Genomic DNA, 1,788 nt, shown 5'->3' on the forward strand with positions numbered 1-1,788 from the left:
TCGACTGGCGCAACCCGCAGCATAGCTGGCGGCCGGCAAGCGCAGGATAACGGCCCAACGGCCTTGTAAAAGCCTGCCTCGGCCAACTGCGCCAGGCCATCAGCGTCATTGGCGTCGGTCTTGTTCAGCGTTTCGCTCAGAATCTTCTGCGCGTGGCGCGCTTCGATGCAGATCGCCGGCACACCTTCTGACGTCAGCGCGTGATAGAACCATGTCGAGAGGGGGCCGGTCTCGAAGACTACGCGCTTTGCCAATGGTGCCCGCTTACGGATGATCTCTGCCAGCAACGCCGGATCTGACGGGCATTTGCCCCGCCAAATCCGAGACCCGCCCTGCCGGATTGAAATCGCAGTGTCTTTCAGTGAAACGTCCAAGCCGATATACTGCTCCATGGTTGCTCTCCATCCGATGTTTGGGCCCGGTGCCAATCGAGAGCCCGTTTTTCCATCTTATCGGGGAGCAACCACCTCGCAATCAAAGCAGGATGGCGGGACCGATCCGAGAGATCGAGCGTCGCACGGGATTGTCGCGCAACACGATCCGCAAGTACCTGCGTGCCGGGACGGTTGATCCAAGCTTCAAGGTTCCCGATCGACCGAGCAAGCTCGACCCATTTGCCGAGAAGCTTTCGGGTTGGCTGCGGACCGAGGGCACCAAGTCGCGCAAGCAGCGGCGCACGGCCAAGCAGATGCACGCCGACCTCGTGGTGTTGGGCTACGATGGATCGTATGGCCGCGTGGCCGCCTACGTCAGGGCGTGGAAGGCAGAGCGGCAGCGCGAGGCGCAGACCAGCGGGCGGGGTACGTTCGTGCCGCTGGTGTTCGCTGCGGGCGAAGCATTCCAGTTCGACTGGAGCGAGGACNTGSCADCTTTTGGCCTTTGCGGCCATATTCATTTTCTGTAATACTAGGTCCCGGGAGGCGGTAAGCCTGCGGTGGGGACCGCCTTGCTGTGGGCGGGTGATCGGCTGACGTAGCACTGGTGCAAGCGACGGTGTTTGCACCGGTGTTAGCGGTGGTGCGATGGGTCAGGCGACGGTGATCTGGGGTTTGGACGGAGGAGCAGAAGCGCGCGCTTGTGGCGGCGGCTTGCGAGCCGGGGGCGAGCGTGGCGGAGGTCGCTCGACGTGCGGACCTACGACCGAGCCAGCTATACCGGTGGCGGCGCGATCTTTCCGAGCCAGTGTCGCTGGGCTTCGCGGCGGTGACTGTCAGTTGCGAGCCTGAACCGGCGGCAGCGGCGGGATGCGCTGTGGTGTTGGAGGTCGGCGGGGCAGTCCTACGGATCGCGGCCGACGCGCCGCCCGGGCTGGTGACGGCGATGATCCGGTCGTTGCGGCGATGATCCCGGTCCGCAGCGACGTCAGGATCTGGCTTGCTACCGGCTGCACCGATATGCGCCGCGGAATGTTCGGTCTGGCGCTCCAGGTACAGCAAGGGTTGAAGCGCGACCCACATGCCGGCGATCTGTACATCTTTCGCGGGCGGCACGGTATCCATCCGGTGAGGGCCGCGACGAGTTCAGGGACGCTTGATGAATGCTGAGCGGCGATCATCGAGAAGTTCTTCGAGGCAGTGTAGCCCGCTCGAGGTGAATGCGGTGAGGGAGTCTGCCGCTTCATCGAGGCTGTCGATGATGCTGAGTCAGCCGTCCTCAGGCTCTATTTGCATGGCAAGTTCCTCGACAACCGCGATGTCGACGCCGAGATAATAGGCCGCGTAGTGAGCCGTGAAGACCATCGAGGGCGCACCCATTAGCTGGAGAGCCGGGCGCTGCCGCAACCTGGGC

General features: G+C 63.5%; 2 protein-coding genes and 2 pseudogenes. 3 read left to right on the forward strand and 1 reads right to left on the reverse strand.

Annotated features, from left to right (window positions below; genetic code table 11):
- Nucleotides 1-392: IS110 family transposase (locus QU44_RS16970; RefSeq protein WP_197054378.1), on the reverse strand; the 392-nt coding region annotated here is incomplete at its 3' end.
- Between the two features lie 92 nt (nt 393-484).
- Between QU44_RS16970 and QU44_RS16975 the strand changes: the two are divergent.
- From QU44_RS16975 to tnpB, 3 genes and pseudogenes are all read left to right on the forward strand, one after another.
- Nucleotides 485-862 (forward strand): annotated as a pseudogene (locus QU44_RS16975) (IS21 family transposase); the annotation flags it as partial.
- A 200-nt stretch (nt 863-1,062) separates the two neighbouring features.
- Nucleotides 1,063-1,344: pseudogene (locus QU44_RS17255) on the forward strand (transposase); the annotation flags it as partial.
- Nucleotides 1,341-1,544 carry an IS66 family insertion sequence element accessory protein TnpB gene (gene tnpB / locus QU44_RS19060; protein ID WP_156141265.1) on the forward strand — a complete coding sequence of 68 codons (204 nt, stop codon included), beginning with the start codon at nt 1,341-1,343 and terminating at the stop codon, nt 1,542-1,544. The pseudogene QU44_RS17255 and the gene tnpB, both read left to right, overlap by 4 nt.
- Nucleotides 1,545-1,788: the final 244 nt, after the last annotated feature.

The sequence above is a fragment of the Sphingomonas sp. 37zxx genome, assembly GCF_000786205.1.
In the GTDB taxonomy this organism is placed as follows: domain Bacteria; phylum Pseudomonadota; class Alphaproteobacteria; order Sphingomonadales; family Sphingomonadaceae; genus Sphingomonas.